5 protein-coding genes are annotated in these 7,531 nt (G+C 61.2%); all 5 read left to right on the top strand.

Translation table 11 applies throughout. The features are described from left to right. The first annotated feature begins 1 nt into the window (after position 1). A complete protein-coding gene (locus AC19YX_RS28035; RefSeq protein ID WP_500607536.1) occupies positions 2 to 823 on the top strand; it encodes a 5'-nucleotidase, lipoprotein e(P4) family in 822 nt (273 codons plus the stop codon). Between the two features lie 262 nt (positions 824 to 1,085). Next, complete coding sequence (locus AC19YX_RS28040) at positions 1,086 to 3,158, top strand: type VI secretion system Vgr family protein (protein WP_500607537.1); 2,073 nt, start codon at positions 1,086 to 1,088, stop codon at positions 3,156 to 3,158. Continuing rightward, positions 3,155 to 4,099, top strand: a complete 945-nt coding sequence (locus AC19YX_RS28045; RefSeq protein WP_500607538.1) for a hypothetical protein — start codon at positions 3,155 to 3,157, stop codon at positions 4,097 to 4,099. The genes AC19YX_RS28040 and AC19YX_RS28045 overlap by 4 nt, the downstream gene beginning before the upstream one ends. Then, entirely contained in the window at positions 4,096 to 7,008 is a 2,913-nt protein-coding gene (locus tag AC19YX_RS28050) for a T6SS effector BTH_I2691 family protein (RefSeq protein WP_500607539.1), read from the top strand. Before AC19YX_RS28045 ends, AC19YX_RS28050 begins: the two co-directional genes overlap by 4 nt. 33 nt (positions 7,009 to 7,041) lie before the next feature. After that, on the top strand, positions 7,042 to 7,531 hold a 490-nt coding region (locus AC19YX_RS28055; protein ID WP_500607540.1), incomplete at its 3' end, for an IS30 family transposase.

Genomic DNA, 7,531 nt, shown 5'->3' on the forward strand with positions numbered 1-7,531 from the left:
CATGACACTCAATAACAAGAAGATCCTGCCCCTGGCCCTCTCACTCCTGCTGCTTCAAGGCGGTGCCGCATTCGCCGCCGAGGCACCGGCCTCGAACCTGCTGACCGCCGCCGTGGCCTGGAAGCAGACCGCCGCCGAGTTCCAGGCCCTGTACTACCAGGGTTTCAACATCGCCCGCCTGCGCCTGGACCAGGCGTTGCAAGCGCACAAGGCCGGCGACAAACCCCTGGCCATCATCAGCGACATGGACGACACCGTGCTCAGCAGCAACAGCTACTGGGGCTACATGATCAACGCCGACCAGGAGTTTTTCGACGATGCGGCCTGGGATAAATGGGTCGCCGAAAACGGCCCGGTGGCCACCCCGGGCGCCGTGGAGTTTCTCGATTACGCCAAGTCCAAGGGCGTCGAAGTGTTTTACGTCACCAGCCGCGACCAAGGCGAAAAAACCTACGAATACGCCCTGGCCAACCTGCGCAAGAACGGCCTGCCCTTCGCCGACGAGCAGCACCTGACGGTGTACCGCGACAGCTCGAACAAAGAGCCGCGCCAGCAGGAAATCGCCAAGGACCATCAAGTGGTGGTGATGCTCGGCGACAACCTCAACGACTTCAAACGCAAATACTACGTGGCCGACGTCGAACAACGCCGCGCCCTGATGACCGCCGACAAGGCCCAGTTCGGACAGCAATTCATCCTGTTCCCCAACCCCACCGACGGCCATTGGCTGAAAGCGATCTTCGGCGACTCCGAGCCCCCGGCCAGCGCCGAAAACCGCGCCAAGTTCAAGGCCGCGGCGGCGTCTACGGCGTGGAAGCCGTGAGGGGTTAAGCAGCGGCTCTTGGCCAATGCGCCCGTGCGTGGCTCAGGATGACGAAGGGCTGAACAGCAGAGAGTCAGACTAAATATCGCGCGATTTAAGCGACATTTCTCTGTGCTTTTCAGTGACTTCTGATATCCACGAGCCCCGTAAAACCTGCACGCTCCTGCCCGCTAAACCCAAGCACGTCCACTTTGAGTGACGTGCAGTCAAGCACCGATTGTTCTTTCGCTTGATGTGGGTGACAAGTTGCCGGGAGCACACCATGCCAAGCCAATCCGATCTGCGTTTTACCTTCAGCGTTGGCAACGAGTCTTTTGACGTTGTTGAGTTCACGTTGCATGAAGCACTGTGCGAGACCTTTCATCTTTACGTCGAACTGAGCAGCGCCAAACCCGCCATCGACTTTGGACAGGTGCTGGATCGGTCCGCGCTGCTGACCCTCTGGCACGGCGAGACTCCCGTGCGCTATGTGCATGGCGCCGTGTCCTCCTTCGTGCAGCACGACAGTGGTTTCAGGCGTACGCGCTATTCGGCGGTGGTCGAACCGCGTCTGGCGCGACTTAAACTCAGCTCCGACTGGCGCATTTTCCAGACCCTTACCGTGCCGCAGATTACCGAGGCGGTGCTCAAGGCTCACGGGCTGACTCGAGACTACGAACAACGGGTCACCAACGAGCATCTGTCACGTGAGTACTGCGTGCAGGCGGGCGATACGGACTACCACTTTGTCGAACGCATCATGCGCGAAGAAGGATTTTTCTACTCCTTTAGGCACAGTGCCGAAGGCCACCAGCTGGTTCACAGCGACCGTCTGTTTATCCATGGTCGGGTGGGTGATCAGCCGGTGCATTACAACCCCATACCGGGTGGCGACCAACCCCAGCCCGCGTTGCGGCGTTTTGCCTATAGCGAAAACGTACGCACGGCGCGCCAGACCCAGCGCGACTACACCTTCCACCATCCGCGCTACAGCCACCAGCACAGCCGCGATGGCGTCGATCTCGACCATCAAGGTCGCCAATACGAACGCTACGATTACCCGGCCCGAGCCAAGTTTGACGAGGCCGGCAAACCCTTCGCTGAAAACCGCCTACGTGGTCATCGGCGCGATGCGCGCATGGCCCTGGTGGAGGGCGATGATCCGCGCCTGCAACCGGGCATTTCCTTCACTCTTGCGGGCCACCCACGGGAAGACATGAACCGAGGCTGGCGCCCGGTGAGCATCGTTCACCATGGCAAACAGCACACCAGCCAGGCTGAAGAAAGTGCCGAGGCGCAGCTGGGCACCCATTACAGCTACCAGGCCGAACTGGTGCCGGACGATGCCGAATGGCGCGCCGAGCCGCTGCCCAAACCCCGTATCGACGGCCCGCAGAACGCCACGGTAGTCGGCCCAAAAAATGAGGAGATATTTACCGACGAATACGGCCGAGTGAAGGTTCAATTCCCCTGGGATCGCGAGGGCAAGCAGGACGAATACAGTTCCTGCTGGATCCGTGTTTCGCAGAACATTTCGGGCGCCACCTGGGGCCATATGGCCATCCCGCGTATCGGCCAGGAGGTTATCGTCGACCATTTCGACGGCGACCCGGACCAACCGATCATCACCGGCCGCACCTACAACCGCCTGCAACTGCCGCCCTACGAACTGCCCCGGCACAAGACCCGGATGACCCTCAAAAGCAAAACCCACAAGGGCGAAGGTTTCAACGAACTGCGCTTCGAGGATGAAAAGGACCAGGAAGAAATCTACGTCCACGGGCAGAAAGACCAGAACATCCACATCAAGCACGACGAAACCACCTTCGTTGGCCATGATGGCAGCGAACAAGTCGAACACGACGAAAGCATCAGCATCGGTCACGACCGCAAAGAGACGGTCGGCAATGACGAACAAGTGAACATCGGCCAAGACCGCCGCCACGAAATCGGCCAGGACGACACCCTGAGCATCGGCCGCAACCACAGCATCCGCACCGGCAAAGACCGTACCGAAGAAGTCGGCAATCACCGCCGCGACAAGACCACCGCCAACCACTGGGTCAGCATCGGCGGGCATCAGGAACTCACCATCGAAGGCCGATCCGAACTGCAAGCAGGCCAGGCGATTCGGCACCGAACCAAGGACTACGAGTTACAGGCCGCAGATGAACTGCTGATCAGGGGGCCGGGGGGCAGCATCCGTATCGACGGCTCCGGCATCACGTTCAATGGCATCAACATCGTGGTCAAGGGGCCGCTAAATCTACAGGGCGGCGCTGGCAGCAACAGCCTGTCCCTGATCAATCAGGTGCTCGATGGGCTCGAAGCCGATTGCGTGGAGCGCAATCGATGACCGCGCGCCCTGTCATACACTTCGCCGAGCAGTATCGAGCGCCCGGTGACTACCTCTATGTGCTGGTCGATGGTTTGGCCGAGTGCGATCAGGAGCACCCGCTCAGCATTCCGTCACTGACTCAGGCGCTGGGTGAGTCGGCTATTGCCCGGGTCCTGCGGCCGGACCTGGCACACTCTCCCGAAGCCTGCCCTGCACTGGTCCAGTTGGCGGCACCGGGTGAAACCCCAGCAGCGCGCTACCTGGAACTGGGCGCCCATTACGCCCTGGACGATCTGACGCGCAACAAGCGCTATGTCTGCGGTTGGTTGCTCAGCCCACAACCGCTGGCGGCGGTCGCCGATCACCTTGTCGCCCAATGCCACGCCACTGCTCCCGGTCGAGGCCGGACGCTGTCGCCGTGGTATGAGCCCATCCGGCTGGAACTCCTGATCGCAGCGTTGCGCAGCCAAATAGCTGAAGTGCTCGGCCCCATCAGTGCCTGGCTCTGCCCCACAAGCTGGGGCAGCTTTACCGTGTTGCGCGGCAGTACCGTTCCTCAGCAAGGGGAGCTGCCCCCGTTAGTTCGCGACACCCAGCACCTCGCCCCTTTGATCAGCGACTTTCTGGGCGTGTGGCGCCATGCCCTGAAGCGGCCACCGCGCTACGCCCCCTGGCGCTGGAAAGGCACCAGCCTGCTGCCACCACAAGCGGGCACCCACGCCTTCCGGTTGGTCCGCGACGCCAGGGACCGAAAACTCAGCGACAGCCACGACATCATCAGCCTCTGCCTGCACCGGGTATTCATCCATCCCCACCTGCCGCAGCACCCCGACATCCAGCGCGACATCGCCCAAGCCGCCGCCGGCAACCTATCCCTGCAGGCACGCTTCGACGCCTATGACGACGCGGTCTGGACCCACATCGCGACCTCCCTGCCCCGCGCGGAGAACTACTCATGAGCACCAGCACCGCCCTCGGCATTGCCATCAACGAGGCCGCGCCCAACCCCACCGGGGCCTGCAATGCCTGCCAGCGCACTGGCCTGCCGATCCTGCCGCTGCGGGCGGCCTATGCGCCAACGCGTTTCGCCATGCACAAGAAGACGCCCGTGTCCGGCTCGAGGCCGGCGTCGATCCCGATGATCCTCGACCAGCCGCGGATACTTCGCCAAGGCTACCTCTACGTGCTGCTGGACCAAAAAGAATGGCAGGCCTACCAGGTGACGCCCGAAGGTGCGTTGCGCCAGTTCCGCCCTTACCAGGTCCCGCGCGAACAACCGAGGTCGCTGAGCCCTTCCTGCATCGCCCAGGACCACGACTTCAGTGCGTCCTTTATCAATATCGACGCCGACACCTACTCGACTGCGTGGATTGCGTTCGCCAACGATCCATGGCCAGAGAGCGTGCTGGATCAGTACCGGCGTGGCACGGCGGATGACGGTACGGCGCTGGACGGCCGATTCCACAAGCTCGATCTGAAGGCGGCGCGCGACAACCCGAGCAGCGTCGGCACCGTGATGACCGAGCAACACCTCGAGATCACTCAAGTGCTGGAGTACTCGGAGGCCAACCCCGGGGACTTCGTCAGCGTCCACGGCTTCTACAGCCGCCATCACCGAGGTGGGCTCTTTTTACGCCATGTGCGGAACTTGGTTCAGCGGGAAAACCTGCAGGAGGGGGGAGTGCTGGCGGTGGTGCTGCCCGACCCGATTGGCCGGGTGCAGGAATGCAATGCCCAGCGGGTAAGCGGGGTCAGGGCCCTGCAGGAGTGGCGCGCCGAGCCGAAGCGGCGTTTCGAGTTCTTCACCTCCCAGGCACTGCTCGGCATCAAGGAGCTGCGCGATGCCTGGGCGGTTGCCGAGGCCAGCGAAGAGGCCAAGGCCCTGGACGAACACCATCGCCGTTGGAACAACAGCGCGGCAGGGCTCAGGGCACCGCTGCCGCCCATCGATGTCGAGGCCGAAACCCAACGCGGGACCCGACTCAAGCAGACCGAGGCCCGCGAGCGGCTCGAAGAGCGGTACGACGAAGCCCAACGGGCGAGTTTCGAACGGGCCTACCTGGCCGAGCAAAAGGCCTGGCAGCAGGCCATCGACCGCGAGGGCGAGCTGTACGCCCGGGAATACCAGGCCGCGCCATTCCAGCTCGCCGCCCGGTATGACTACAGCGTGACCTCCACACGCTCCGTAGAAGGTTTTATTCGCATGATGAGCCTGTGCCTGGTGGGCGGCCCCAGCGAAGTCATCCATCCAGACACCGAGACCCTGGGCGCGACCCAGCGCCTCTGGAAAACCCTGCTCGAAGACCGCCAGAGCCTGCTTTATCAGGCCTTGCTGGCCAAGGACCAGGCACTGTTCGACCAATTGGAAACAGCGCTGGCGGGCGATGATCTGGGCAAGCTCTACGACACCCTGAAAAGCATCATTGCCACCCACGAAGGCAAGGAGCTGATGATCGCGCCGGTCAAGCACGCCATCGGCCAGATACTGGCGGCCACCACCAATGCCAGTAACGCCCTGACGCAACAGCTGTCGGCACAGACCCAGACGCTGATTGGCCATGTGCACAGCGCGGCCTTTCTGCGCTACGCCGGCCAGCAGGTGACCCAGGTTGTGGTGTCCCTGAGGCTTGGCGAATACCTATCCCTGCTCAACGAGGCGATGCAAGAGCGCACCGATCAATTCATCACCCAACTCGACCAGAAATTTCGCAAACCCGCAGAGCGAAAGATCCGCGCCATGGTGGTGAGCGGCGCCATTGCCATCGCCGTCTCCGGCAACCACGGCAAATTGGTCGACGTCATGCTCTGGTCCCTGGAAAGCGCCCAAGACCTGCAAGCCCGCCTGGAAAAACTGCGGGCCAATGCCAGCACCAACGTTACAGAGGCGCTGCGCAGCATCAGCATCGGCGCCGCCACGCTCCACAGCGGCAGCACCCGGCTGCTGCATACGCTGGCTATCAGCATGGACGACGCCCAAGCGCTGGCCAGAGGCGCCATGCAACGGATGCGCAATACCGCTATCTCCGCAGCCCCTGCCGGCGCCGACCTGCTGCTGGGCCTGGGCAGCCTCTGGTTCCAGCAAGACAGCCTGCGCAAAAACTTTGAAACCTTCCTCAACACCCCGGGCAGCGGCAATCCCGAGGCGCTGGCGGCGGTGTGGTCGTCGTCCATCGGGGTGATGGGGGTGGGGGTCGAGATTGCGGGTGTAGGGACCCAGCTATTGCGGCCGGGGCTGACGACCACGGTGCGGGTGGCAGGGCAGGTGCAGACGGTGATGATGGGGGTGCGAATTGCGCAGTATGGGGGGGCGATTGCTGCGGTCGCGGGGGTGATGGATGGAGTTCAGTACACTCTTGCTGAACGCCGTGTATCTAAGCAAGGTGACTCAATATCAGCGGATAGATATAACACGGCAAAACTATTGTCATTTGGAGCTGCGGGACTCGGAGTAATCGGTGCACTTGCGGTACAAGCTGTTTTTCTCGGTCCTTTGGGTATAGCTCTGGTTCTTAGTCTCGCGGCCTATGGAATTGCAATGATGGCAAAGAAAGCTGAATCGAGCTCTCTTGAACTCTGGGCCCGTCATAGTCGCTGGGGATTACCAAGTCAATACCGTCGTTGGGTAACTGAGCAGAACGTCGACGACTCCGTCGGAGCCCTTAACGCGGCAATACTCGGAATGACTGCGGAGCTAGAAATAACCACAGGCTTTGATACAAATAGTGATATGCCGTATGAGCCAGCAGTTATTGTCATCAGTGATGGAAGTTCGGTGCCTGCAGCCAACTTTCTAGAATATAGAATTGTTCTTCCCGGATACCTATCCCAGACATCTCGCTACCAATGGCTGGGCGGCCGCAAAAACTGAGTGCAACACCTCACCCTCCGGTAAGGTGCCGCCATGTCCTATACAGAACTCAGCGTCGAAGAACGCGCCACGATCCAGGTCGGGCAATATCAAGGTCTTAGTCAGCGCGAGATAGCTCGAATGCTTGGCCGAAGCCCCTCTACGATCAGCCGCGAGTTGCGTCGCAATCGATCCCTCAATGGGAGATACGTTGCCCACGTTGCACAGGCTCACACTCGCGAGCGCCGTAAAGTTTGCCGCCCTGCCAGAAAATTGGTTCTGGGCAATGAACGCTTCGAGCTGGTGCTTCATTTGCTTCGAGAACGCTTTTCCCCAGAGCAAATCGCGGGCAAGCTGCGTGTCATGAAAATCAATTTCGAAGAAGCCTACGTTTGCCGGGAAACCATCTACAAAGCGATCTATGCGATGCCCGTCGGGGAGTTGCGCAAGGAGCTGGTGCAGTGTCTGCGACAAGGCAAGAGCACACGTAGACCGCGCGCTGGGGGCGTTGATCGTCGCGGCCAGATTCCGGATATGGTCAGTA

This window comes from Pseudomonas sp. MF09150 (assembly GCF_059862355.1).